Annotated in this window: 22 protein-coding genes, 1 tRNA gene and 1 pseudogene; 11 read left to right on the forward strand and 13 right to left on the reverse strand. The window is 61.1% G+C overall.

Annotation, left to right across the window (positions count from 1 at the left end; all coding sequences use genetic code 11):
* Window position 1: 1 nt before the first annotated feature.
* Window positions 2-358, reverse strand: coding sequence for a YciI family protein (locus tag J0663_RS15535; RefSeq protein WP_207241202.1), 357 nt, complete (start codon window positions 356-358; stop codon window positions 2-4).
* Window positions 359-513: 155 nt separating this feature from the next.
* Between J0663_RS15535 and J0663_RS15540 the strand changes: the two genes are divergently transcribed.
* The gene (locus J0663_RS15540; RefSeq protein ID WP_246590295.1) at window positions 514-729 is read left to right on the forward strand and encodes a hypothetical protein; all 216 of its coding nucleotides are present in this window, start codon (window positions 514-516) and stop codon (window positions 727-729) included.
* A 9-nt stretch (window positions 730-738) separates the two neighbouring features.
* On the opposite strand, the gene J0663_RS15545 is transcribed toward J0663_RS15540, so the two are convergent.
* The 3 genes from J0663_RS15545 to J0663_RS15555 form a co-directional block, all read right to left on the reverse strand.
* The gene (locus J0663_RS15545) at window positions 739-2241 is read right to left on the reverse strand and encodes an AMP nucleosidase (protein WP_207241204.1); all 1503 of its coding nucleotides are present in this window, start codon (window positions 2239-2241) and stop codon (window positions 739-741) included.
* Window positions 2242-2325: 84 nt separating this feature from the next.
* Window positions 2326-2505: a hypothetical protein gene (locus J0663_RS15550; RefSeq protein WP_207241205.1), complete on the reverse strand. Its 180-nt coding sequence runs from the start codon at window positions 2503-2505 to the stop codon at window positions 2326-2328.
* A 213-nt stretch (window positions 2506-2718) separates the two neighbouring features.
* Window positions 2719-3057 carry a DUF2147 domain-containing protein gene (locus tag J0663_RS15555; RefSeq protein WP_207241206.1) on the reverse strand — a complete coding sequence of 113 codons (339 nt, stop codon included), beginning with the start codon at window positions 3055-3057 and terminating at the stop codon, window positions 2719-2721.
* Window positions 3058-3497: 440 nt separating this feature from the next.
* Here J0663_RS15555 and J0663_RS15560 point away from each other — a divergent pair, with 440 nt between their 5' ends.
* Window positions 3498-3767: a sel1 repeat family protein gene (locus J0663_RS15560; RefSeq protein ID WP_207241207.1), complete on the forward strand. Its 270-nt coding sequence runs from the start codon at window positions 3498-3500 to the stop codon at window positions 3765-3767.
* Window positions 3768-3937: 170 nt separating this feature from the next.
* Window positions 3938-4375: a VOC family protein gene (locus tag J0663_RS15565; protein ID WP_207241208.1), complete on the forward strand. Its 438-nt coding sequence runs from the start codon at window positions 3938-3940 to the stop codon at window positions 4373-4375.
* Window positions 4376-4455: 80 nt separating this feature from the next.
* Here J0663_RS15565 and J0663_RS15570 read toward each other — a convergent pair whose 3' ends face one another.
* Both J0663_RS15570 and J0663_RS15575 read right to left on the reverse strand, forming a co-directional pair.
* Window positions 4456-5568, reverse strand: coding sequence for a pyridoxal phosphate-dependent aminotransferase (locus J0663_RS15570; RefSeq protein ID WP_207241209.1), 1113 nt, complete (start codon window positions 5566-5568; stop codon window positions 4456-4458).
* Between the two features lie 172 nt (window positions 5569-5740).
* Window positions 5741-6175, reverse strand: coding sequence for a PilZ domain-containing protein (locus J0663_RS15575; RefSeq protein ID WP_207241210.1), 435 nt, complete (start codon window positions 6173-6175; stop codon window positions 5741-5743).
* A gap of 417 nt (window positions 6176-6592) precedes the next feature.
* Between J0663_RS15575 and J0663_RS15580 the strand changes: the two genes are divergently transcribed.
* Complete coding sequence (locus J0663_RS15580; protein WP_207241211.1) at window positions 6593-7039, forward strand: baeRF12 domain-containing protein; 447 nt, start codon at window positions 6593-6595, stop codon at window positions 7037-7039.
* A 20-nt stretch (window positions 7040-7059) separates the two neighbouring features.
* Here the strand turns inward: J0663_RS15580 and J0663_RS15585 are convergent, their stop codons facing one another.
* Window positions 7060-7926, reverse strand: a complete 867-nt coding sequence (locus J0663_RS15585) for a LysR family transcriptional regulator (protein WP_207241212.1) — start codon at window positions 7924-7926, stop codon at window positions 7060-7062.
* Window positions 7927-8015: 89 nt separating this feature from the next.
* Between J0663_RS15585 and J0663_RS31275 the strand changes: the two genes are divergently transcribed.
* Window positions 8016-8264, forward strand: coding sequence for a hypothetical protein (locus J0663_RS31275; protein ID WP_246590296.1), 249 nt, complete (start codon window positions 8016-8018; stop codon window positions 8262-8264).
* Here the strand turns inward: J0663_RS31275 and J0663_RS15590 are convergent.
* A complete protein-coding gene (locus tag J0663_RS15590) occupies window positions 8215-8547 on the reverse strand; it encodes a hypothetical protein (RefSeq protein ID WP_207241213.1) in 333 nt (110 codons plus the stop codon). The genes J0663_RS31275 and J0663_RS15590 overlap by 50 nt on opposite strands.
* Before the next feature lie 352 nt (window positions 8548-8899).
* On the opposite strand from J0663_RS15590, the pseudogene J0663_RS15595 reads away from it, so the two are divergent.
* Together J0663_RS15595 and J0663_RS15600 are read left to right on the forward strand one after the other, a co-directional pair.
* Window positions 8900-9374: pseudogene (locus tag J0663_RS15595) on the forward strand (glyoxalase superfamily protein).
* 86 nt (window positions 9375-9460) lie between these two features.
* Window positions 9461-10828, forward strand: coding sequence for an MATE family efflux transporter (locus J0663_RS15600; protein WP_207241214.1), 1368 nt, complete (start codon window positions 9461-9463; stop codon window positions 10826-10828).
* A 271-nt stretch (window positions 10829-11099) separates the two neighbouring features.
* On the opposite strand, the gene iolB is transcribed toward J0663_RS15600, so the two are convergent.
* The 5 genes from iolB to J0663_RS15625 all read right to left on the reverse strand — a co-directional run bounded on the left by iolB (window position 11100) and on the right by J0663_RS15625 (window position 18031).
* Window positions 11100-11897: a 5-deoxy-glucuronate isomerase gene (iolB, locus tag J0663_RS15605; RefSeq protein WP_207241215.1), complete on the reverse strand. Its 798-nt coding sequence runs from the start codon at window positions 11895-11897 to the stop codon at window positions 11100-11102.
* A gap of 244 nt (window positions 11898-12141) precedes the next feature.
* A complete protein-coding gene (gene iolE, locus J0663_RS15610) occupies window positions 12142-13059 on the reverse strand; it encodes a myo-inosose-2 dehydratase (protein ID WP_207241216.1) in 918 nt (305 codons plus the stop codon).
* A 67-nt stretch (window positions 13060-13126) separates the two neighbouring features.
* Window positions 13127-14977: a 3D-(3,5/4)-trihydroxycyclohexane-1,2-dione acylhydrolase (decyclizing) gene (iolD, locus tag J0663_RS15615; RefSeq protein ID WP_207241217.1), complete on the reverse strand. Its 1851-nt coding sequence runs from the start codon at window positions 14975-14977 to the stop codon at window positions 13127-13129.
* 152 nt (window positions 14978-15129) lie between these two features.
* A complete protein-coding gene (locus tag J0663_RS15620) occupies window positions 15130-17064 on the reverse strand; it encodes a bifunctional 5-dehydro-2-deoxygluconokinase/5-dehydro-2-deoxyphosphogluconate aldolase (RefSeq protein ID WP_207241218.1) in 1935 nt (644 codons plus the stop codon).
* A 91-nt stretch (window positions 17065-17155) separates the two neighbouring features.
* Window positions 17156-18031: a MurR/RpiR family transcriptional regulator gene (locus J0663_RS15625; protein WP_207241219.1), complete on the reverse strand. Its 876-nt coding sequence runs from the start codon at window positions 18029-18031 to the stop codon at window positions 17156-17158.
* 208 nt (window positions 18032-18239) lie between these two features.
* On the opposite strand from J0663_RS15625, the gene J0663_RS15630 reads away from it, so the two are divergent.
* The 4 genes from J0663_RS15630 (at window position 18240) to J0663_RS15645 (ending at window position 22485) form a co-directional block, all read left to right on the forward strand.
* The gene (locus tag J0663_RS15630; RefSeq protein ID WP_207241220.1) at window positions 18240-19355 is read left to right on the forward strand and encodes a Gfo/Idh/MocA family protein; all 1116 of its coding nucleotides are present in this window, start codon (window positions 18240-18242) and stop codon (window positions 19353-19355) included.
* Between the two features lie 86 nt (window positions 19356-19441).
* Window positions 19442-20659 (forward strand): NAD(P)/FAD-dependent oxidoreductase, encoded by a 1218-nt coding sequence (locus J0663_RS15635; protein ID WP_207241221.1) that lies wholly within the window; start codon window positions 19442-19444, stop codon window positions 20657-20659.
* A gap of 144 nt (window positions 20660-20803) precedes the next feature.
* Window positions 20804-20894: transfer RNA gene (locus J0663_RS15640), tRNA-Ser, on the forward strand.
* Window positions 20895-21462: 568 nt separating this feature from the next.
* Window positions 21463-22485, forward strand: a complete 1023-nt coding sequence (locus J0663_RS15645) for a porin (RefSeq protein WP_207241222.1) — start codon at window positions 21463-21465, stop codon at window positions 22483-22485.
* Window positions 22486-22542 lie beyond the last annotated feature (57 nt).

Here is a 22542-nt window from a genome sequence, read left to right on the forward strand (position 1 = left end):
CTCATTTGGCTGCGAATTCGTGGATTGGCCGCACTTCGATTGCGCCGAGCTTCGCAAGCGGGATGCCGGAGGCAACACGGATCGCGTCGTTAAGGTCCTTGGCCTCGATCAGAATGAAGCCGCCGAGCGCCTCCTTGGTCTCGGCGAAGGGGCCGTCCGTCACTGATGTCTCGCCGGCCTGCACCCGGACCGTTACCGCCGACGTCGGCCGCTGCAGCGCCTGGGCGACGATCATATGCCCGCTTTCGACGAGATCCCGGTCATAGTTCAGAGAATTCGAGTCGAGTTCGGCCTTCTCCTCTCTGGTCATGGCGTCGAGTATCGCGCCATCGAACCAGACCTGGCAGAGATATTTCATCGTGGGCAGCCTCCTTGCAGGATTTCCATACCTCTGGACGAATGGGGTGCGGGAATTTCGACAGCGTCAGGAAAAATCTTTTGTGCCGGTCGCCTGTCGAAATCGCAAGGCAGCACTCGACAAGGCCTCGTCAAACCCTGTCGAGGAGAACTGAAATGAGTATTCTTGAAATCGCGCTGGCAAGCCAGATCTGGGCACGCCGCCATGAGAGACGCGGGCTGGCATTCGACGAAAGCGATGGGCTGAAGGTCCTTCTGCGCGTCTCTTTCGTCTTCGTCGCCTTCACCCTGTTGATCGCAGGGCTGAACATTGCCCCCGGCAGGCCGCAGATGCTCGCACAGCACTCGGCGGCTGCCGTCACGGACAGATGAGGAAACGGCCTATTGGAAGGCCGTTTCGAAGAAGCTGCGCAGTTTGCGCGAATGCAGCGCTTCCTTCGGCATGGCGGCCAGCTTCTGCACGGCGCGGATGCCGATCTGCAGATGCTGGTTGACCTGCGTGCGGTAGAAGGCCGTCGCCATGCCCGGAAGTTTCAATTCGCCGTGCAGCGGCTTGTCGGAAACGCAAAGCAGCGTGCCGTAGGGTACGCGGAAGCGGAAGCCGTTGGCGGCGATCGTTGCCGATTCCATGTCGAGCGCGATGGCGCGCGCTTGGGAGAGGCGCTGCACCGGCCCGCGCTGGTCACGCAGTTCCCAGTTGCGGTTGTCGATCGTACCGACGGTGCCGGTGCGCATGATGCGCTTCAGTTCGAAACCCTCATAGCCGGTGATTTCGGCAACGGCCGCTTCCAGCGCCACCTGCACTTCGGCGAGCGCCGGGATCGGCACCCAGACCGGCAGGTCGTCGTCGAGAACATGGTCTTCGCGCATATAGGCATGGGCGAGAACGTAATCGCCGAGCCGCTGGCTGTTGCGAAGACCGGCGCAATGGCCGAGCATCAGCCAGGCATGCGGGCGCAGCACGGCGACGTGGTCGGTGATCGTCTTGGCGTTGGAGGGGCCGACCCCAATATTGATCATGGTGATCCCGGCATGGCCCTTCTTCTTCAGATGATAGGCCGGCATCTGCGGCAGGCGGGCCAGTGTCGCATCCGTTTCCGGCACGTTCGAGCCGGGAAGGGTGACGATGTTGCCGGGCTCGACGAAGGCCGTATAGCCGTCGCCGCCCTCCGCCATCAGCTTGCGCGCCCAGCCGCAGAATTCATCGATATAGAACTGGTAGTTCGTAAACAGCACGAAGTTCTGGAAATGCTCGGCATGCGTGGCCGTATAATGCGACAGCCGGGCAAGCGAATAATCGATACGCTGGGCGGTGAACGGCGCAAGCGGCGAGGGCTCTCCCGGCGGCGGGATATATTCGCCGTTGGCGATCTCGTCGTCGGTGGTGTTGAGGTCGGGTGTGTCGAAGATATCGCGCATCGGCACGTCGACGAAGGCGGAGGTCGATGCTTCCACATGCGCGCCCTCGCCGAAGGCGAAGTGCAACGGGATCGGCGTCGACGATTCCGAAATGACGATCGGAACATTGTGGCTCTTTATCAGGAGCGACAGCTGCTCCTTCAGGTAATGCTTGAAGAGCTTCGGCCGGGTGACCGTCGTCGTGTAGATGCCGGGCGCCGTAACGTGGCCGTAGGAGAGGCGCGAATCGACATGGCCGAAACTCGTCGTCTCGATGCTGACCTGCGGATAGAAGGCGCGGTAGCGCGAGGCGATCGGAGCGCCCTGGGCAAGCTCGGTGAAGCTCTGGATCAGGAACGCCGTATTGCGCTCGTAAAGCGCCGTCAGCGTCTCGACGGCCTTGGCGGGATCATCGAAGCTCTCAGGCTGGAAAGGGGGCGGAGATGATATGTCGAGGGGCGACAGAGGGGAGATTCGTTTGTTCATGGCGCATTATAGAGAGTTGTTTTTGACAAGCAAACGACGTGCGCCGGCAGAATCCTATTTTTTCCTCTGTGGGGCTGATGCCGGTCACTGCACCGCGGGCGCGCAGAAGGTTCCGCTTCTCTCCAGGCAGGTGTAGATCGCACCGAAATGCGACTGCGTGCCGCCGCCGCCATTGTGCACGACAACCGCTGAAAATGTGACGGCGAAGATCGCCGCAAACAGCGTTATGATGCTGAAACGTCTTGCCAGAATATAGAAGTTCATCTCAAGCCCCGATACGCAACTTAACCGTGACATGAGTTTTGCCATATGTCGGCTGAACGAGTGCTGAGATGCCGGTTCATCCGCCGTTCAGCTTGCGGGGCGGGCTCGGGCGGCTGTAATGAGGATCGGCAAGCAGGAAGGCTTCGAATCATGCCGGCATTTCGGCCGGCGTGATTGCGCATTCGGGATGATTGTGGCGCCAGCCTTATCGCGTCAGAGCCGTGTCCAAGTCTGCGTCTTGCAGAGGATTTTCAGCACGCAGCCCTGCATCTTCAGCGAATTGCCGGAAACCTTGCCCGAACCGCTATAGGTCTTGTCGGCAGCCGGGTCGGTGATCTCGCCGGCATAGCTGCCGCCGGTGCCGGCAAGCGTGCCGATCTTGCGGCCGCTATATTTGCCGGTTTTCAGCGTCACGCAATAGCTCCCGCCGCAGGCCGCAATCACCGCCGTTTCGCCGGAGGCCGTCTTCCAACTGCCGACGATCGGCTCTTCGGCCTGTACTGTGCCCGCGATCACGGCGATGGCGCCGGCAAGAATGAAACTGCGGATCATCTTTTCCTCCCTGATGTCCTCTGACCGGCCGCGAAAATAACTGACGCGAACGTAAAGGTAAATACATATGACGTCGTTCGCCGTCCCCTGAAGCGGCCGAAAATCCGGTCATTGGATTTTCAAGCCATGTCACCTGCTGATTTCATGATGAACGATCCGTTTATTTCCCAACCTGAATCTTTTGTAAAATTTGAGCGAAAATCCCCAAGTCCCAAGGCATCTGATGTTTAACAAAAAGCCAATTTTACCAAGCGTTTGCAGTTTGTTTGTCTCAAATTAATCATGCATTTTAGGCGTTTTTTGAAGGCCGTTTGGCATAGTCAAGCCATCAAACGAGCGGGGCGAACCCGCCGGACCAGAAGGGCCGCAAAGCCGCGATAGACGGCAAGGCCCGGAGGTAAAACAGGGTAAGTCGTAAACAGGCTAACAGGGATAAACCGATGGCACGCTTTGAAATGCACAATGCTGAAACGGCCACCATGGGTGGCGACAACAACAGCGCCGATGTCTTCTGCGAAATGGGTCTGATGTATGCGACCGGCCGCGGCTGCGACGTCGATCTGGTTGCCGCCCACAAGTGGCTGAACATCGCCGCGATCAAGGGCAACGACCGCGCCGCCGAGCTTCGCGCCGACGTGGCCGCCACCATGAATAAGATGCAGCTGGTGGAAGCGCTGCGCGCCGCCCGCGAATGGATGACGGTTCACTAAGAGCCGGTGTGAAACCGGGGGCGGCGGTATGCGCCGCTCCATAATTCAAGTTCTCGATGTGGAAAACAGCGAACTGGCCTGGATGGCTGTCGGTGTTGGGGTGCCCGACACGTCTTTTGTTCGACGAGGCGACACCTTGTCGATTGAAACGACACATTGGAGATTGAAACATGGCGCTCAAGCGAATGGACAATGTGGGAATCGTCGTCGAAGACCTCGGAAGGGCGATCGATTTCTTTCGCGAGCTCGGCCTTGAGCTCGAAGGCCGGGCTGCTGTCGAAGGAGAATGGGCGGGACGCATCACCGGACTGGGCGATCAGCATGTCGAGATTGCCATGATGCGCACACCGGATGGACACAGCCGGCTCGAGCTCTCCCGCTTCCTCGCCCCTGATGTCGTCGCGGATCACCGGAACGCCCCGGTCAACGCGCTCGGTTATCTCCGCGTCATGTTCGCGGTTGATGACCTCGGTGACACACTTGAAAGGCTCCACACACACGGCGCCGAACTCGTCGGCGAAGCCGTCGACTATAAGGACGTGTATCGGCTCTGCTACATCCGTGGGCCTGAAGGAATCCTCATCGGACTCGCTCAGGAACTCAGCTGAGGAATGACCGATGTCAGTGAGCGGACAGGAATAACACCCCCGCGGCCGGAACCTTCACCAGCCGCGGTGTTTCCGTTCTGTCAGGCGATCGTCTTCAAGACCTGCGGGAGCGCTTCCTCGAACAGCGCCATGTCGGCCTCAGGTCCGACGCTGACGCGGATACAGCGATTGAGCGGCGCGACGCCCGGCATGCGGATGAAGACGCCGTGTTCCATCAGGCCATCGACGATCGCCCGCGCATAGGCGCCGTCGCGGCCGGTATCGATCGCCACAAAATTCGTCGCTGACGGCAGCGGCTCAAGACCGTTTAGCCGGGCGATGTGGCCGATCCGCTCCCGCGCCCGATGGATTTTCCCGACCACCTCGATCAGATAGGCCTGGTCGTTGAGCGCGGCCAGTGCTGCGGCCGTCGCCAGCCGGTTCATGCCGAAATGATTGCGGATCTTGTCGAAGGCCTGCGCCGTGCCTGATGTCGAGATGACGTAACCGGTGCGCGAGCCGGCAAGTCCGTAGGCCTTGGAAAAGGTGCGAGTGCGCACGACGTTCGGAAGATCGATGAGCGAGGCGATCGACGGCAGCGAATTTGCCGGCCCGGTCTCGCTATAGGCTTCGTCCAGCACCATCATCGTGGTCTCGGGCAGCGACCGGGCGAAAGCGACGATCCCGTCGGCGTCCCACCAGCTTCCCATCGGATTATCGGGATTGGCGAAATAGACGAGCGGCGCATTTTCGCGCCTGACGGCATCGAGCAGCCCGTCGAGATCCTCGCGGTCGTTGATGTAGGGAACGGTCACCAGGCGGCCGCCGAACCCGGCGACATGGAAATTGAAGGTCGGATAGGCGCCGAGCGAGGTGACGACGGGCGCGCCCGGCTCGATCACCAGCCGGACGATCTGGCCGAGCAATTCGTCAATGCCGCTGCCGATGGCGATATTGGCGGCCGCGACGCCGAGATGGGCGGCGAGCGCTTCCCGGAGCGCGAAATTTTCCGGATCGTTGTATTTCCAGATGTTGTGTGCCTCTTCACGCATCGCGGCGAGCACGGAAGGGGCCGGGCCGAAGCCGTTCTCGTTGGCGCCGATGCGCGCCAGCACGGCGTGTCCGCGCTGGCGTTCGATGGCCTCGGGACCGACGAAGGGAACTGTGGAGGGCAGGGCGCTGATAAGGGGCGTAAAGCGCGAGAAGGCGGACATGCGAAGGCGGTTTCCCGGACATGTTGACATCAGGGCGCAACAATAGGCCCGGACACGGCCAAGGCAAGCAAGATTATTCCGCAACCGCAGCGGCTTTGGCGCGTCTATTGCAAAGCGGGGGGCGGCGCACCGCTTTGAATTGCTGAACATTTTCCCTTCGAGCGCTTCCGCTCTAAGGGCTTACGCCGAAGCCGGCCGCCGGCTTCGTCTCCCGGAACATCGGCGCTCGCCGGGCGTCGATCGCTTCCATATTGCCGACAAGGAAATCGGTGCGCACGACGCGGCGCAGAACTTCGGGATCCAGGAGGTTGATGAACCTTACGCCGATGCGTTCTTTGTGGCGGTAGACCTCGGCACAACCAATCCGATAAGCGAGGCCGAGAATGTTGAGATAATAATGTTTCGGCAGGCCGGCGGTTGTCGACACGATGAAGGTGGCACCACCCTGCGATATGTCGATGATCTCGGCGCTTCGCATCGATACGCCGGTGAGGCACGGGCGGACGGCGACGATACGGGCCGGGCGCTTGACGTGGAACTCTTCCCAGCGCAGGTCATAAATGGCGGATTTGACCGTGGCAAGGTGTGTGGCGCGGAGCATAGTCATCTTCATTCTCCGTCAGACAGGGCACAGTTGGGGTTCTTGCTCTGGCGCAAGCTGATCTTGCTCCGGCCAAGGTCACACGAATGTTTTGCACATTCGTCAAATATAAAATGACAATTTTAGCGAGTTTAGATTTTGTTCCCAAGCGGGACACCGGATGTTCACAATCGGGACGCGGACGGCCATCCGAAACCGGGTTTCAGCCGAACATTCCAGCGGTGAGATATTGGCCTGCGGTGGTGGCCGGCCGCAAGGCCAGGGGAGGGTCGCATTAGGGGGTGCAAGCTGATCGAGAGAGAGCCGGATTGCGGCCCGATCGATTTCGGCGCAATTTTCTCGAACTCTTTCAATGGCCGGGCGTTCTGCCTAGATCGATGAAGCAAGGCGCGCTTCGATCATGACGACAGCGAGGAGTTGAAGATGACCGACGTCAGAATCCCTGGGAAATCATGGGTCGTAGTCTGCAATGGAGCCAAGGCTCTGATCATGCAGAATGCCGGCGATGCCCAACTGATGAACCTGAAGGTGTTGGAAACCCTGACGCAGCCGAGCGAGCCCGATCGCGAGATCGGTTCCGACAAGCCCGGCCGCAGCCACGCCGCCGATGGATTGAGCCGCAGTGCTGTCGAAGAAACCAGCTGGCAGGAGCAGGCCGAGGCTCAATTTCTGAAACATGTGGCGGAACGAATAGACGAGCTGACGCAGGCAAAGGATGCGCACCGTATCGTCCTCATCGCGCCGCCGAAGGCGCTCGGCACGCTGCGACCGGCGCTGAGCGCCGAAACGCAGGCGGCGATATCGGCAGAATTGGCGAAAGACTACACCAATCTTCCGGTCGACGAGATCGAGCGGCATCTCGCCGCATGAGCAAAACCGAGCTGTCCGCCTCAGGCTGACGGTCTCTGCCCGGCAAACAGATCTTCATGATCGGCAAACAGCGTCGCCAGGCGGTCGATGACGGTCCTGACTTCAGGCCTTTGCCGCTCGTCGTCATGGGCGACGATCCACATCTCGTAGGTCAGTTCGTCGATGACAGGACCGGCGCGGACGAGACTGCGCTCCTGGTCGCCGATGAAACAGGGCAGCACGCCGCGGCCGGCGCCGCCACGGATCAGGTAAAAGAGCATATGCGGCGTGTTCGTCCAGCTGGTGATCCAGTAATCCGGTTGTTCGAAAGTCCATTTGTCCGCCGGCGTGATGGCGGTGTCGGTGCCGAGCGAAATCCAGTTGCAATTCGACTCGTCAAAGGAGGCCGCCTGGTAAACGGCATGCGCGACCTTGACTGAACGGCGGATCGCGACGTTGCCGCTGTCCGGCCGGCTGTGGCGAATGGCGATATGCGCTTCGCGATAGGTGAAGTCGACGCTCGCGTCACGGGTCTTGTAACACATGCGGAAGTCGTCCTTCGGCGTCCAGACGCCGGCCAGGTGGTCGGCGATGAAGCGCGAGGTCCAGCTGTCGGCGGCCGTCGAGACGATCGGCAACGTCAACACCTCACCGCGCCAGTCGGAGATTGCCCGCGCCGCATCCTGCATCAGCCGGACGCGATCGAGCAGCTCCTGACCATCCTTGGCCAGGAGATAACCGGTGGGGCCGCGGCTGAACAGCGAACGGCCGGTCACCTGTTCGAGCGCCAGCATGCGCCGGCCGATCGTCGGCGCGCTGAGCCCGGTGCGCGCCGCCGCCGCCGAAAGCCCGCCGCTGGTCGCGACGTGGAAGAAAAGTTGCAGATCGTCCCAGCTCGCATCTTTCATGGATGAAAACCCCCTTTCCCCAGCGCCTCTACATAGCGAGGGCGTGAAGACCTAGCTCAAGTGCTCCAGCAATAGATGGAGGATAGGCAATGCTTCTCAACTGGGTAGTTCTTTTCAAGGAAGTCGCATCCCGCAATCGACGGATGCGCCGCGATCCCATGGCCGATCCGCTCGACGGCCCTGAATGGCGCGGACTTCTCTGGATCATTCCGATCATGACACATCTGGCCGCAAGACGAAGCGAGACGAGGAGAACCCACCGCGATAGCGCGCCGATTGCAAGAAGCCTCAGTTTTCGAAGCTCAATCGCAGCACGTGGTGCAGGAATTCCGGATTGAGCAGCATGTTGAAGCTGATGGTCACCAGTTCGTCCTCGCGCTTGACCATGGTGGCGCCGATTTCGTCATGGATGCCGAGTATTTCGAGAAAGAAATGGCTCGGCATCTCGAGGCTCGGGCTGACTTCGAGCACCGCGCCGGCAAGGGTGATCTTGCGGATCAGGCAGCGCACCTGCGTACCGGTGCTGAGGTGATGGCCGACGAAGATGATGTTGCCGGGCCTATCGAGATGGAATTCCCTGTAGGCGCGTTCCGGCTTGGGGTGTTCTGTGTCGAGGTGCATCTAAAGGCCCTTTTAGCCTCCGCTCATCGTAGGGCGGAGATTAACGCAAGAGTGCTGACGATTACTGAAGATCATCGTTAAAATTGAAGGCTTTTGCTGAAATCGGCTGAAAATCGCACCAATTTCGTCCAGATTTGCTTCAAATTCGCCCATTCCTCTGGGCAGCTGCGCTATTCTTGACAGGCGGACGGCGATCGCGCATACAAAACGCCGGTTCGAGGCACCGGCCGCTCGCGGATGAAAATCCATGGTGAAGCCCTTGAGATCAGGTCACGGCCCCTTGTGCATGCTGACTGACGGCAATGCGAGCTCCCATCGGCAGTCGAAGAGCATGCCTCGCGAGGCTCACTCCATGACGCCCTATCCCGGAATTGACGAATTGAAGGCTCAGGCCAGGCGCCTGCGCCAGGCGATGAACGATCGCGGCACCGCGCTGACCCACAGTGCGGCCTTGGAAATGATTGCCCGTCAGCACGGCGTGCGTGACTGGAATACGCTGGCGGCTCTTGCCGCAAGGCCCAATGCGGCTGCGAAGACACCGCTCTTCGTCGGCGCTCAAATTCGCGGCCGTTATCTCAATCAGCCGTTCACCGGCGAAATCCTCTCGCTGTTATCTCAATCAGCCGTTCACCGGCGAAATCCTCTCGCTGTCGGCTCTGCCGGGCGGCCTCCACCGCATCACCATCCATTTCGACGAGGCGGTTGATGTTGTCACTTTTGAGAGCTTTTCGGCCTTTCGCCGGCGCGTGACGGCACAGATCGACGCCGACGGCGTCTCACCGAGGAAGACCTCGAACGGCCTGCCGCACCTGGTGCTCGAACTGTAGATAGTTTCTCTTCTTCTTCGAGGCGCCCGGATCCGATTCATATCAAGCCGGGGTCGGGCTTCGCCTGATATTTCACGGATTTCCCCATGACAGATCTTTCTCAAGACAACGCCTTTCTCTCAGGCTGGCTGCCAGGCGTTTTCCTCAAAACGGCGGCGCCGATCGTCGCGATCACCACGCTGAACGGCCTGTTTGCCGTTGTCGACGCCTATTTCCTCGGCGCTTATGTCGGTCCGGACGCGCTGTCTGCCGTCAGCCTGATCTTCCCGGGACTGATGCTGCTGGTCGCTCTGCAGTCGCTGGTCTCGAACGGCATGGCGAGCATCCTCGCCCGCCGGCTGGGCGCCGGCGACCGCCAAGGGGCACGCCTCGTATTTGCCGGCGCCCATACGCTGGCGCTCGCCGTCGCCCTGAGCCTCGGCGTGGTCTACTGGATCCTCGGCCGCCACATCATCGATGCAGGCGCCGCCGGCAATGTCGCCGTGGCTGACGGCGCCAAGCTCTTCATGGGTGCGATGGTCGCCGCCGCGCCGGTGAGTTTCTTGCTGTCGCTGCATCTCGACGGACTGCGTTGCGAAGGCAAGATTGGTTTCATGACACTGGTGACGCTGTCGGCCTCGCTGCTCAATATCGTCGCCAACTGGCTGTTCATGGCGGTGCTGCATTGGGGCGTGCTCGGCTCGGCGGCGGGTTCCATCGCCGCGCAATTGGTCTGTCTTGCGACCGTGCTCGCCTATCGCAAACGCGGGCCGGCGACGCTGAGGCCTTCTCCCGCATTCGCCCTTGTCGAATGGCGCGGCATCGTCGCCCTAGGTGCGCCCATGAGCCTCGGCTTCATCGGCATATCGCTGGCCTCGGCGGCGATTCTGGTCAACGTCTCACTCTGGAGCATGCGTGATTATGCGGCCACCGTCGCCGCCTACGGCATCATCACCCGCATCATGACCTTTACCTATCTGCCGCTGCTTGGCCTCAGCATCGCCCTGCAGACGATTGCCGGCAACAATCACGGCGCCGGTCTCAGGCTGCGCGTCGGCCGCAGCCTGAAGATCGCCATGCTTTCGGCGCTCGTCTATTGCAGCCTGGTGGAGATCACCGTGGAATTGTTGGCCGGCAGCCTCGGCGCTGTCTTCGTCGGCGATCCCGCTATTGTCGCCGAGGTCCGGCGAATTCTGCCCTGGACGATCGGCGCCTATTTCCTGTTTGGGCAGATGCTGATTCTCTCGTCTTATTTCCAGACGATCGGCGATGCGCCGCGCGCGGCGATCTTCGGCCTGTCGCGGCCCTATCTGCTCACCCTGCCGCTCACCTTCCTGCTGCCCTATGTCTTCGGCGAGCAGGGGATCTGGATGGTGCCGGCCTTTGCCGAGGCAGGCATGCTCGTACTGGCCTTTGTGGTGCTGTCGCAGAACGCCAAACGCCGTGGTTGGCGCTATGGGCTTCTTCCCGCCTGAGATCGCCTCGGCTGGGGAGATGCCGATGGCAGTCTCTCATCCGCCTGTCGGCACCTTCTCTCTGTAAGTGGGGCATGCCGTGCGCTTGCCGTTTCCACCTCGCTCTCGCCGGGCACGTTCCCTCTCCCCGTCATTACGGGGCCAGGGTGAGGGGCAAAATCACGGGGTCCGATCTCAACAGCAATCGGACAAGCTGAGCATCGCGAAAAAGAAGTGGGCAGGTAGTGTCGGCAATCTGAGCCGCGCTCCATAGCGCGGATCGACGCCGCTCTCATGCCTTCAATAACCACTCATGTTCGGCGGCATTGTGGAATTTCCAGATCCGCTTCGGTCCGGCCATGACGTTGAGATAATAGAGATCATAACCATGCGTTGCCGCACAGGGGTGATAGCCCTTCGGCACGAGCGTCACGTCGCCGTCCTCGATCGCCATTGCTTCGTCGAGCGAGCGGTCGTCCGTGTAGACGCGCTGGAAACCGAAACCCTGCGGCGGATTGAGGCGGTGGTAGTAGGTCTCCTCCAGGAGACTCTCATTCGGCAGGTCGTCCTGGTCATGCTTGTGCGGCGGGTAGGAGGAGGTGTGGCCGCCCGGTGTGATCACCTCGACGACGAGCAGCGAATGCGCCGAATTGTCGTCCTCAGGCATGATATTGTTGACGTAGCGCACATTCGTGCCTTTGCCGCGCGTCACCTGCGGATGCGTGCCAGGCGGAATCGCCTTCGCCTGGTAGCCGCCGCCGCCGGGCGCCGAGCAGACGGCGAGCTCTAGATCGGTCTCAGCCGTCACCGACCACGTCGAGCCCAGCGGGATATAAAGCGCATGCGGCGCGCCCTCGAATGGGTTCATGCGTTGCCCGAGCGTGCCGAAATCGCGGTTTCCGGCCGATGCCTTGCCCTTGCCGGTGACCCAGACGAGGCAGACTTCCCGATCGCCGGTCTCTCCCGAAACGGTCTCGCCCGGCTTGATCCGGTGCAGATCGAAGCCGACATAGGTCCAGCCGGCATTTTCCGGGGTGACATGCGTGACGCGGCCATGCGTGCCTGATGGTTTTACCTTGAGGTTTGGCATTGGTGTTTCTCCTCGTAAGTTGGTGGGCGTGGCCCCCTCATCCGGCTGCCGCCACCTTCTCCCCGATGGGGAGAAGGAAGATGCCGCGCCCTTTCCGTTTCCCCTTCTCCCCTGTGGGGGGGCCGAAGGAGGGGGTGAGACCTGTGGCTCAACCCCGGCAACGGTGCCCGAAGGGCGGATGGGGGCCGCTTGCTCCAGTGGTTCCGGCCAGTTCGTCCCCTTGTTGGGAGGGGTCTTCGTCCCTTTATCCCTTAGGGAAACCTTCCGTCTCTACGGTGTAGCCCGCGGCCGTCATCACACGCATCAGTTCGGCATGGCCGATTTCCGCCATTTTCTGTGGCGGCGCTTTGCGCGGGTCCTGTTCGGCCTCGACGACGAACCAGCCTTCATAGCCATAATCGGCCAGCCGCTGCACGATGGCGCAGAAATCGAGAGAGCCGTCGCCCGGCACGGTGAAAGCGCCGAGCGCCACGGCATCGAGGAAGGAGTGGCGGCTGCGGTCCAGACCGTCGACGACGGCTTTGCGGATGTCCTTGACGTGAACATGGTTGATTCGAGCGTGGTGATGGTCGATGGCGCGCAGCACGTCACCGCCGGCAAAGGCGAGATGGCCTGCGTCGAGCAGCAGCGGAATGCCTTCGCCCGAGGAGCGCATGAAGGCGTCGAGTTCCGGCTCGGTTTCGACGACGGCCGCCATGTGGTGGTGATAGGAGAGCGGCATGCCCTGTTCGGCGCACCATTCGCCGAATTCGGTGACGCGGCGCCCATAGGTCTTCATCTCGTCTTCGGAGAGGCGCGGCTTGGTGGCGAGCGGTTTGGAGCGGTCGCCCTGGATGGAGCGGCCGACTTCGCCATAGACGATGCAGGGCGCATTGACCGCCTTGAACAGCTCGATCATCGGCGCGATGCGGTCCTTGTTGGCGGCAAGCTCTTCATTGACAAGCGTGCCGGAGAACCAGCCGCCGCATAGGGTCACGTCGGCGGCGCGCAGGATGGGCAGCATCTCCTGGGGATTGCTGGGGAAGCGGCGGCCTTGCTCCATGCCGGTGAAACCGGCGCTGCGCGATTGCCGCAGGCATTCCTCCAGCGACACGTCGTCGCTGAGTTCAGGAAGGTCGTCGTTCCACCATGCGATGGGCGACATGCCGAGTTTGGCCTTCATCAATATTCTCCTTGAAGACATTGCGGAGGAGCGGGGCCGCTCCTCCGGAAAAATGACGGTAATATGATCAGCCGATGCGCTGGGAAGCACGGGCTTCGACGTAGCCCTTGCGCGCCTTGTTGACCTCTTCGCGCGGGCTGACTTCCGGCACCGCAACGTCCCACCAATGTCCGCCGGCCTCAGTGGTGATCAAGGGATCGGTGTCGATGACGAAGACGGATGTGCGATCGTTCTTCTTCGAGTCGACGATCGCCTGTTCAAGTTCTGCGATGGAGCGGACCTTGACAGCGATGGCACCCATGCTTTCGGCATGCGCACGGAAATCGATTTCCGGCATCACCTCATGATAGGAGTCCTTGAGCAGATTGTTGAAGTTGGCGCCGCCGGTTCCCATCTGCAGCCGGTTGATGCAGCCGTAGCCGCGATTGTCGAGCACGACGATGTTGAGCTTGAGTCCGATCATGACCGAAGTGGCGATCTCGGAATTCATCATCATGTAGGAGCCATCGCCGACCATGACGACGACATCCCGTTCGGGACGCGCCATCTTGGCGCCGAGCCCGCCGGCGATCTCGTAGCCCATGCAGGAAAAGCCGTATTCCATGTGATAGCTGCCCGGTGCGGTCGCCGGCCAGAGCTTGTGCAATTCACCCGGCAGGCCGCCGGCAGCACACAGCAGGGTCGTGTTCTCGCCGCCGATCGTGCGCACCACAGCGCCGATGACCTGGGCGTCGGAGGGCAGGGCGACATTGGTCGTCGCCATCGCCTTGGCGGCCGCTTCGATCCAGACCTTCTTCTCGGCAGCCGCCTTCTCGGCAAGCGCTGCCGGCGCCTTCCAGCCGGATAGCCCCGCAGAAAGCGCCTTCAGCCCTTCACGCGCATCGGCGACGAGCGGGTGGCTGTCATGCTTCACCGCGTCATAGGCGGCGATATTGAGGCCGACCATCTTCAGGCTGTCGTTCTTGAACAGTGCCCAGGAGCCGGTGGTGAAATCCTGGCAGCGCGTGCCGACGGCGATCACGAGGTCCGTCTCTTCGGCGATCGCATTCGCCGCCGACGTGCCGGTGACGCCGACCGAGCCGAGCGCCAGCGGATGCGTCTCGTTGATCGAGGATTTGCCGGCCTGGGTAACGACGACGGGAATGGCGTGAGTTTCGGCAAAGGCCGTGAGCTCCACTGTCGCCTGCGAATAAAGCACGCCGCCGCCGGCAACGATCACCGGCTTCTGCGAGGCCTTGATCAGCGCGATGGCATTGGCCAGCTCGTCCGCATCCGGCTGCGGCCGGCGGGTCGCCCATACTTTCTCCTCAAACAGGCTTTCCGGATAGTCGAAGGCTTCGGCCTGAACGTCCTGGCAGAGCGACAATGTCACCGGGCCGCAATCGAGCGGATCCGTCAGAACCTGCATGGCGCGCTTCAGCGCCGAGATGATCTGCTCCGGCCGGGTAATTCGGTCGAAGTACCGCGAAACCGGACGGAAGGCGTCATTGGCAGAGATCGTGCCGTCGCCAAAATCCTCGATCTGCTGCAGCACCGGATCCGGCGCGCGGTTGGCGAAGACGTCGCCCGGCAGAAAGAGAACGGGAATGCGGTTGACATGGGCCACGCCTGCGGCCGTCACCATGTTCAGCGCGCCGGGGCCGATCGAGGTCGTGCAGGCCATGAAGCGCGTGCGGAAATTCGCCTTGGCATAGGCGATCGCGGCATGCGCCATACCCTGCTCGTTATGGGCGCGATAGGTCGTCAGCTCGCCGCGCACCTGGTAGAGTGCCTCGCCGATGCCGGCGACATTGCCGTGGCCGAAGATCGCCCAGACACCGCCGAAGATCGGCACCTTTTTGCCGTCGATAACAGTCATCTGCTTTTTGAGGAAATGCGCGACGGCCTGCGCCATCGTCAACCGTATCGTCTTGCCCATCGGGGTCTCCCGCAATTCTTTCTCTTGACGTTTTCCCCTCCCCAACCTCTCCCCACAAGGGGGAGGGCCAACCTGCCGTGCCGTTCCACGCCTGGTGCAGCGATGTCCCTCCCCTTGTGGGGAGGGTTGGGGAGGGGTCTGAATTCTATATCCTACTGAAGCCCGCGCGTCTTAAGCCAGGCTTCCGTCAATTGCCGGAAGCGGCCGGCCATGTCGGCGATCGCCTCCTCGTCGTTCATTCCGCCCGAAAGCCAGGCGCGCGCCGCATCGGCAAAGATCGTCCGGCCGACGGCAAAACCCTTCACGGAAGGGGCAGCCAGTGTCGCCTCGAAGCAGGAGATCAGTTCTTCGGCGGGCGCCTCGAGCCCCAGAAGCACGATACCGCGGCACCATGGATCGTTTTTGGCAATGACCGCGTCGATTTTCTTCCAGGCCTCGCCGGAGGCCTGCGGCTCGAGCTTCCACCAGTCCGGCTTGATGCCGAGCGCGTAAAGCTCCTCCAGCGCGGTTGCAATCGTATCGTCGGTGAGCGGCCCGTTCTTGCCGGCGATGATCTCCACGAGGAGTTCGCGGCCAACCTTGCGCGCGGCTTCGAAGAGCGTGCGCAGCTTCTCCTGCTGCTCCTTCTTCAAGTCGGCCGGATCGTCGGGATGATAGAAGCACAGGCATTTGATGCAATGGCCGAGCGGCCATTCGACAAGCTGCGAGCCGATATCCTGGCTGAATTCGAAACGCAGCGGCTTCGAGCCCGGCAGTTCCACCGGGCGGCCGATCCAGGAAAAATTCTTCGTCGCCGCATCGAAGAAGGCGTCACGGCCGAATCGTTCGTCGATCAGCATGCCATAGCCGCCGCGACCGTTCGAAACCCGGGCCGCCGCTTCGACGGCCAGCCGCTTGAAAGCGACGATCTTCTCATGGCCGACACCAACTTCATCGGCGACGCTGACGAGCTGCGAGCGATGGTCGATCGCCAGCGCCATCAACAGCGGGATCTCTCCGCGCCGGGTCGACGCCCAGTGAATATGATTGATCGCCTCATCCTTGCGCAGCGCCCGATGTTTGCTGCCGCTCTTCAGGAAGAAGTCGAGTTCCGCCCAGGTCGGATATTCCGGCGAGCAGAGCAGGCGGGAGACGGCGAAGGCACCGCAGGCATTGGCCCAGGTGGCGCAGGTCTTGAGCGGCTCATCGCGCAGGAAGCCGCGCAGGAAACCGGACATGAAGGCATCGCCGGCGCCGAGCACGTTGAAGACTTCGATCGGGAAGCCCTGGCCGACGATGCCGGCTTCGAGATCGTCGGCGATCGGCCCATCATAGACGATGCAGCCCATCGCGCCGCGCTTGAGCACGATCGTCGCCGGCGTAAGGCGGCGGATCTCCTTCAGGGCGCCGAGCACGTCGTCGGCGCCGGAAGCGATCAGGATTTCCTCTTCGGTGCCGACGATCAGGTCGCAGTCCGGCAGCGTCTCCTTCATCTTCGAGGAGACGCGGTCCGATTTCACATAGCGCTCGAAGCCCTCCGCATGGCCGGCAAGCCCCCAGAGGTTCGGCCGGTAGTCGATGTCGAAGATAACCTTGCGGCCGTTTTCCTTGGCGATGCGGATCGCCTTGCGCTGCGCGGCTTCGGTATTCGGTCGCGAGAAATGCGTGCCGGAAACGAGAACGGCGCGCGACGACTTGATGAAATTCTCGTCGATATCGCCTTCATCGAGCGCCATGTCGGCGCAATCGGAGCGATAGAAGATCATCGGCGAAACGCCCTCGGCCTCGACGGCCAGCAGCACCAGCGCCGTCAGCCGTTCCTTGTCGGTGACGATGCCCTCCGTCGCCACACCTTCGCGCGCCGCCTGCTCGCGGATGAAGCGTCCCATCTGCTCGTCGCCGACGCGGGTGATGAGGCCGGACTTGAGGCCGAGCCGCGCCGTGCCGATGGCGATATTGGATGGGCAGCCGCCGACGGATTTGGCGAAGGAGGCGATATCCTCCAGCCGCGAGCCGATCTGCTGGCCGTAAAGATCGACCGAGGAGCGGCCGATGGTGATTACATCAAGCGCCGGCTCCGGCTGTGAGCCCGGATTCGATTGTACCATGATGTCCTCCCGCTAGATTTTGCGAGGCTTCCAGTGCCTGCGAATTTCAATAATGAAACATTGGTTCCGATATTTTGTCAATTCGGAATGTTTATTCCATTTTCCCTTTTCCAGCTTTTGAATACTGACGCTTGCGCCGCCGCTCGGCGATCGCGACCGGCAGCGCCATGGTGAGCGCCATCGAGGCCGAAAGCGAGCGGAAGCCGGCGAAGTCGGCTTCCGCCACCTCGAACCAATGCGTGGCGCAGGCGGCAAGCGGCGAAAAGGCCGAATCGGTGATTGCGATGACGGGGACGCCGCGATCGGCAAGCTCCTGGCTCTGGGTGAGGCTGTCGGCGGCATAGGGCGAGAAGCTCGCCGCGATCGCCGCATCCCTGGGCGTTGCGAACTGCACCATTTCAGGATCGACGCCGTTCGGCGAGGCGACGATCTGGTGGCGGATGTTGAGCTTGGAAAAAGCATAGGTCATATGCGCCGTCAGCGGATAGGAGCGCCGTTTGGCGATCAGATAGATCGTTTCGGCGGCGGCGAGGATATCCACCGCTTTCGTGAAAGTATCGCTCTGAACCGTCGCGGCCAGCCGGTTGACCGACTGGTTTGCCGCCGCAATGAACCCGGAAAGCAGATTGGCGTCCTCATCGTCGCCGCTCGATCGCTCCAGCGTGACGAGCCGCTCCTCATAGCTCAGCGTCCGGTCGCGCAGCCTTTCGCGGAAGATGCTCTGCAGGTCGGAAAAGCCTTCGTAACCCAGATGATGCGCCAGGCGCACCAGCGTCGAGGGCTGGACGTCGGAGGCGGCGGCGATGCTCGCCGTCGTGCCGAAGGCGATCTCGTCGGGATTGCCGAGCGCGAAAGCGGCGACCTGCGCCAGCCGCTTGGGCATGTTATCCTTGCGCTCGATGATGGTGCTGCGCAGACTTTCGAAATCGCGCGGCACGCGCGCGCGCCTCTGAGGGTCGTTATCCATGCTTAGGGCTCACGGGATGAAACAAATATTCCATATTGTCGAGCATAGACGATTTCACACGGCGCGCCTAATTGTTTTTAATCGCCTGTAATTGAACGCTTTTAAACAATCGGCCTGGCGGAATGGATGCCGAAGGATCGCCAACCTCTCTTGTCAAAATGATCCAAATATTCCAAAAAACTCGCGCGCGGTTCGCAAGGAGACGAAAATGAAGCCACTTGGCATCGGTTTGATCGGCACGGGTTATATGGGCAAGTGCCATGCGCTGGCGTGGAATGCGGTGAAGACCGTGTTTGGCGATGTCGAGCGTCCGCGACTCGTGCATCTGGCTGAAGCCAATGCCGGGCTTGCCGAGGCCCGTGCCGGTGAATTCGGCTTCGAGAAGGCAACGGCCGATTGGCGGGCGCTGGTAGCCGACCCCGAGGTTGACGTCATTTCCGTCACCACACCCAATCAGTTCCATGCCGAGATGGCGATTGCGGCCCTCGAAGCCGGCAAGCATGTCTGGTGTGAAAAGCCGATGGCGCCTGCCTATGCCGATGCCGAGCGCATGCTGGCGACGGCGGAGCGTTCCGGCAAGATTGCCGCCCTTGGCTACAATTACATTCAGAATCCTGTCATGCGGCACATCAGGGCGCTTGTCGGTGACGGCGCAATCGGCACCGTCAATCATGTCCGCGTCGAAATGGACGAGGATTTCATGGCCGATCCCGACACCTTCTTTTATTGGAAGAGCGAGCTTTCCGCCGGCTATGGTGCACTTGATGATTTCGCCGTGCATCCGCTGTCGTTGCTCTGGTATCTTTTCGGCCATGTCGAGGCCGTCATAACGGACATGGTGAAGCCCTATGCAGACCGTCCGCTAAGCGAGGGCGGTCGCCGCGCCGTCGAAAATCACGATGCTGCCAACGTACTGATGCGGCTTGGCGGTGGCATCTCCGCCGTGTTGATGGCGAATCGCGCCGCCTGGGGTCGAAAGGGGCGCATCGCCCTGCAGATTTACGGCTCGAAAGGCTCGATCCTCTACGACCAGGAGCGCATGAACGAATTCGAGCTCTACCAAGCAGCGGGGCGTGGCTCCGAACAGGGCTTCCGCAAGATACTGGCGGCACCCGCTCATCGGCCTTATGATCGGTTCATCCCGGCGCCTGGCCATGGCCTCGGTTTCAATGATCTCAAGATCATCGAATGCCGCGAGCTGATCGGGGCAATATCGGGCGAGCCGTCGTCGATCGTGACATTTAAAGACGGTCTCAGGATAGAGAAGTCGGTGCATGCCATGGCACAGTCTTTCCACGAGCGTCGCTGGATCGAGATAGGCTGAAGGTAAGAAGCCGCTTTCCGTTGACGGCGCACGGGGCAGGCGATAGGCCTTGACGGGTTGTCGGGCACAGTTTCGGGAGTGAGATCGTGACGGATAGATTGGTGATTATCGGCGCGGGGCAGGCGGGTTTCGCCTTGGCGGCTAAGCTGCGCGCATTGAAGGATACGCGCCCGATCACCCTTATCGGCGCCGAGGATGTCGCTCCCTATCAGCGCCCGCCGCTTTCGAAGAAATATCTGCTCGGCGAGATGAGCTTCGACCGTCTGCTGTTCCGCCCGGAACACTGGTATCCCGACAATGACGTCGATCTTCGCCTGTCGACCTGGGCAGAGCAGATCAATCGGGGCAGCAAGCAGGTCCTGCTGCAGGACGGCTCCGTCCTCGATTACGGCACACTTGTCCTCGCCACCGGCTCGACGCCGCGCCGGCTGCCGGCGGCGATCGGCGGCGATCTCGAAGGCGTCTATGTCGCCCGCGATAAGCGCGATGCCGATCTGCTGGCCGATGAAATGCGTCCCGGCCGTCGGGTCCTCATCATCGGCGGCGGCTATATCGGCCTCGAGGCTGCGGCCGTCGCCCGCCACCGCGGTCTCGAAGTCACCGTCATCGAGATGGCCGATCGCATCCTGCAGCGTGTTGCGGCGAAGGAAACGGCCGACCTTATGCGCGCGATCCATGAGAGCCACGACGTGGTGATCCGCGAGAAGACAGGCTTGAAACATCTTGTCGGCAAGGATGGCCGCGTCGCCGGTGCCGCCCTTTCCGACGGATCGGTCATCGACGTCGACTTCGTCGTCGTCGGCATCGGCGTCGTGCCGAACGACCAGCTCGCCAAGGAAGCTGACCTTGAAGTCGCCAACGGCATCGTCGTCGATGAATTCGCCCGCACCTCCGATCCGGCGATTTTTGCGGCCGGCGATTGCGCCGCACTTCCCTGGCAGGGCGGCCGTATCAGACTCGAATCGGTGCAGAATGCGGTCGACCAGGCCGAGGCGGCGGCAGCCGTCATCGCCGGCGGCAGCGAGCCCTATGAGCCGAAGCCATGGTTCTGGTCCGATCAGTACGACGTCAAGCTGCAGATCGCCGGCTTCAATCTCGGCTATGACGACACGCTGCTGCGTCCCGGCGCCCGCGAAGGCGCTCATTCGATTTGGTATTTCAGGGAAGGCCGGCTGATTGCCGTCGATGCGATCAATGATGCGAAAGCCTATGTGACCGGCAAAAAGCTGCTGGAATCCGGAACCAACCCCGATCGATCGATTCTCGCCGACCCCTCCGCCGATCTCAAGAGCCTGTTGAGCTGACCGAATTTGCGGGGGGGCGGGCACTGATCAGCCGTTGCCCCCGCCTGCCTGTCAAAAGCCGAAAGGCCGACCGCTGCATTTCTTCTGGTGAAAACTCAAAAAAGCCTTGCATTCACAGACCGGTCACCCTAGTTAGGCCGCACCGGAGAGGTGGCCGAGTGGTCGAAGGCGCTCCCCTGCTAAGGGAGTATACGTCAAAAGCGTATCGTGGGTTCGAATCCCATCTTCTCCGCCACTTCGATTTCCGCAGCGTATCTCGGCTCTTACCTTCCGTTGGGGAATCATGGTCGTTGAGTCGGCTACCTCCGCCAGTCGCGCAATGGAGGGATTCTCTTTACTTTGTAGAGAGAATCGCCGGCGGGAATCACATCCCGCGCTTCTACCTTTGGCGGTGGCGAGAGCGGATCGGTGAACGTCCGGTTACGCTTTTGGGAACCGCCTCTCTCCCCCGGCAGCCTGACCTTGTCAAAAAAGTGTCGCAAAAGTGACGAAAAGCGAATGTCCAGCTCTTTGTCGAGTTGGGCTAAGCAGCGGCAAAATCAGGCTTTTCTTAACAAAGCATAAAGGAAATCGAGGCCGGTTGGCCGACTTGTGTCCTTTCGGCAACAGAATGTTGGGAAGGCTCCTTGAAACCCCTCGTCGGAGCAAGTTGGTGATTGCGTGACGGCTGCCGTCTTGTATTTTCACCCTCGGAAGCAAGGGCGGCTGATCGTCCACTTCTTGAAAACACGGGGATGGGGCAGGGAACGCTGCTCAGCGAAAGATCCCAAACCCGATCGAAACTTTGAATTGGAGGTCATTTTATGAACATCAAGAGCCTTCTTCTCGGCTCCGCTGCTGCTCTGGCAGTAGTTTCCGGTGCTCAGGCTGCTGACGCTATTGTTGCTGCTGAGCCGGAACCGGTTGAATATGTTCGCGTCTGCGACGCTTACGGCACCGGCTACTTCTACATCCCCGGCACCGAAACCTGCCTGAAGATCGAAGGTTACATCCGTTTCCAGGTTGATATCGGCGAAGAGCCGCTTAACGGTTCGGAAAGCAACGACTCGGACTGGGATGCTCGTACCCGCGGTCAGGTTCAGTTCACGGCCAAGAGCGACACCGAGTATGGTCCGCTGACCGGCGTCATCGTCATGCAGTTCAATGCTGACAACGCTTCCGATCAGGGCGCCAAGCTCGACTCCGCTTACCTCGACATCGCAGGCTTCCGCGCTGGTCTCTTCTACAGCTGGTGGGACGACGGCCTCTCCGGCGAAACCGACGACATCGGCTCGATCGAAACGCTGCATAACTCCATCCGTTATCAGTACGAAACTTCCGACTTCTACGCTGGCATCAGCGTTGACGAACTGGAAGACGGCTTCTACAAGACCGGCGAAGAGCCGAACAACGTTGGCGTTGCCTTCGGTCTCGGCGGCACTGCAGGTGCCTTCAGCTACCAGCTCACCGGCGGCTGGGACTTCGACAACGAAGACGGCGCTATCCGTGCAATGGGTACGGTTGACATCGGTCCCGGTACGCTGGGCCTCGCAGCCGTGTACTCTTCCGGCCCGAACTCCTATTACTCCGCAGCTGAATGGGCTGTCGCTGCCGAATATGCTATCAAGGCAACCGACAAGCTCAAGATCACTCCTGGCGTCCAGTACTACGGCGACTACTACGTTGCCGGCGACGACTTCAGCGATGGCGACGCTTGGAAGGTTGGTCTGACGGTTGATTATCAGATCGTCGACAACTTCTACGCCAAGGCTTCGGTTCAGTACCTCGATCCGGAAGATGCTGACGACTCCACGACGGGCTACTTCCGTCTGCAGCGTTCGTTCTAATCTGATCTGACTTCGGTCGATCGGGAAAGCCCGGCTCTCGAGCCGGGCTTTTTGTAT

Source organism: Rhizobium lentis (assembly GCF_017352135.1).
Taxonomy (GTDB): domain Bacteria; phylum Pseudomonadota; class Alphaproteobacteria; order Rhizobiales; family Rhizobiaceae; genus Rhizobium; species Rhizobium lentis.

What these genes read in the sequence shown, in the direction of transcription:
- J0663_RS15540 (WP_246590295.1), top strand. Translation starts at nt 514, where the DNA reads ATGAGTATTCTTGAAATCGCGCTGGCAAGCCAGATCTGGGCACGCCGC.
- J0663_RS15535 (WP_207241202.1), bottom strand. Translation starts at nt 358, where the DNA reads ATGAAATATCTCTGCCAGGTCTGGTTCGATGGCGCGATACTCGACGCC.
- J0663_RS15645 (WP_207241222.1), top strand. Translation starts at nt 21,463, where the DNA reads ATGAACATCAAGAGCCTTCTTCTCGGCTCCGCTGCTGCTCTGGCAGTA.
- J0663_RS15620 (WP_207241218.1), bottom strand. Translation starts at nt 17,064, where the DNA reads ATGGTACAATCGAATCCGGGCTCACAGCCGGAGCCGGCGCTTGATGTA.
- iolD (WP_207241217.1), bottom strand. Translation starts at nt 14,977, where the DNA reads ATGGGCAAGACGATACGGTTGACGATGGCGCAGGCCGTCGCGCATTTC.
- iolB (WP_207241215.1), bottom strand. Translation starts at nt 11,897, where the DNA reads ATGCCAAACCTCAAGGTAAAACCATCAGGCACGCATGGCCGCGTCACG.
- J0663_RS31275 (WP_246590296.1), top strand. Translation starts at nt 8,016, where the DNA reads ATGCTTCTCAACTGGGTAGTTCTTTTCAAGGAAGTCGCATCCCGCAAT.
- J0663_RS15545 (WP_207241204.1), bottom strand. Translation starts at nt 2,241, where the DNA reads ATGAACAAACGAATCTCCCCTCTGTCGCCCCTCGACATATCATCTCCG.
- J0663_RS15550 (WP_207241205.1), bottom strand. Translation starts at nt 2,505, where the DNA reads ATGAACTTCTATATTCTGGCAAGACGTTTCAGCATCATAACGCTGTTT.
- J0663_RS15555 (WP_207241206.1), bottom strand. Translation starts at nt 3,057, where the DNA reads ATGATCCGCAGTTTCATTCTTGCCGGCGCCATCGCCGTGATCGCGGGC.
- J0663_RS15590 (WP_207241213.1), bottom strand. Translation starts at nt 8,547, where the DNA reads ATGCACCTCGACACAGAACACCCCAAGCCGGAACGCGCCTACAGGGAA.
- J0663_RS15630 (WP_207241220.1), top strand. Translation starts at nt 18,240, where the DNA reads ATGAAGCCACTTGGCATCGGTTTGATCGGCACGGGTTATATGGGCAAG.
- J0663_RS15565 (WP_207241208.1), top strand. Translation starts at nt 3,938, where the DNA reads ATGGCGCTCAAGCGAATGGACAATGTGGGAATCGTCGTCGAAGACCTC.
- J0663_RS15570 (WP_207241209.1), bottom strand. Translation starts at nt 5,568, where the DNA reads ATGTCCGCCTTCTCGCGCTTTACGCCCCTTATCAGCGCCCTGCCCTCC.
- J0663_RS15585 (WP_207241212.1), bottom strand. Translation starts at nt 7,926, where the DNA reads ATGAAAGATGCGAGCTGGGACGATCTGCAACTTTTCTTCCACGTCGCG.
- J0663_RS15575 (WP_207241210.1), bottom strand. Translation starts at nt 6,175, where the DNA reads ATGACTATGCTCCGCGCCACACACCTTGCCACGGTCAAATCCGCCATT.
- J0663_RS15560 (WP_207241207.1), top strand. Translation starts at nt 3,498, where the DNA reads ATGGCACGCTTTGAAATGCACAATGCTGAAACGGCCACCATGGGTGGC.
- J0663_RS15625 (WP_207241219.1), bottom strand. Translation starts at nt 18,031, where the DNA reads ATGGATAACGACCCTCAGAGGCGCGCGCGCGTGCCGCGCGATTTCGAA.
- J0663_RS15600 (WP_207241214.1), top strand. Translation starts at nt 9,461, where the DNA reads ATGACAGATCTTTCTCAAGACAACGCCTTTCTCTCAGGCTGGCTGCCA.
- iolE (WP_207241216.1), bottom strand. Translation starts at nt 13,059, where the DNA reads ATGAAGGCCAAACTCGGCATGTCGCCCATCGCATGGTGGAACGACGAC.
- J0663_RS15580 (WP_207241211.1), top strand. Translation starts at nt 6,593, where the DNA reads ATGACCGACGTCAGAATCCCTGGGAAATCATGGGTCGTAGTCTGCAAT.